The organism is Stenotrophomonas maltophilia group sp. RNC7 (genome assembly GCF_030910085.1).
Lineage (GTDB): Bacteria > Pseudomonadota > Gammaproteobacteria > Xanthomonadales > Xanthomonadaceae > Stenotrophomonas > Stenotrophomonas sepilia.
On the sequence record NZ_JAVFVN010000194.1, the window covers coordinates 1 to 1,161 of the forward strand.

Annotated in this window: 1 protein-coding gene; it reads left to right on the forward strand. The window is 32.1% G+C overall.

Annotation, left to right across the window (positions count from 1 at the left end; genetic code table 11):
• Positions 1–1,161, forward strand: a 1,161-nt coding sequence (locus RCF13_RS02755; RefSeq protein WP_308140816.1) for a DNA topoisomerase, incomplete at both ends; no start/stop codon positions are given.

Consider the following 1,161-nt stretch of genomic DNA (forward strand, 5'->3'; position numbering starts at 1 on the left):
AAGGCCAATAAAAGGAAAAGAAAAGCAGTTGAAGTTAATTAAGGAGTTAGCAAATAGGAGTGATATAGAAGTAATAATTAATGGGTGTGATGCGGGAAGAGAAGGTGAAAATATATTTATATCTATATGTAAATATAACAAAATAAACAAGCCAATGTTAAGACTTTGGACCTCATCATTAGCCCCTAGTTCTATAAAGAGTGCATTTAAAACATTAAAAAAGGGAGAAGATACAATGCCACTCTATTATAGTGCTTATTCTAGAAGTATTGCAGACTATTATGTAGGACTTTCAGCTACTAGAGCAGTCTCACTACTTATGAAGGCTTCAATTGAAAGTCAAAATAGCAATAACGTACCAAATTTAGGAGTTTGGAGTGTTGGGAGATGTCAGACCCCGCTTGTAAAATTGATATATGATAGAGAAAAAGAAATAGAGAATTTCAAGCCGGAACCTTTTTGGACTATCTTAGCAGATTTTGAGATTTTAGGTAAAAGGTATTCTGGAAAATGGATAAATATTGAGTCTAACGCAGAGAGATTTATGAAAAAAGAATTAGCTGAAGTAGTGGTAAATAAGATTAAAGGGCATGATGCTTTAGTAGAAAAGGTTATTAATGAGAGCGAGACAACAAAACCACCTCAACTTTATAATCTTTCGGATCTACAAGTTAAAGCGAATAAATTGTATAAATTGAGTCCTAAAGAAGTATTAGATGCTGCTCAAAGATTATATGATAATTCACATATTTCATATCCTAGAACTGATAGTAATTATATTACAGAAGCGGAAGCGCAAGGATTTCCAGAGATTTTTAATTTGTTATCCCAAACAGACGCATATACATCTTATTTTCCAACACCTATTCTGCCAGGAAATCTAACGCGTCGCTTTATCAATAAACGCAAAGTATCAGATCATCACGCTATACTGCCGACGGATATTCTTCCAGATTTAGATAAATTAACCGATAAGGAAAAGAAAATTTACGATTTGATTGTTAGAAGTGTTATTGCTGCACATTATGAAGACGCAATAATTAATCACAGTTCAATTATTACAGATGTAAATAATGAAAAGTTTATATCTAAAGGAAAAGTAATAGAAAAAGAAGGTTGGAGAAAAGTTATCCATATTGAAAAGGAGCAGAAAAAAAAGAA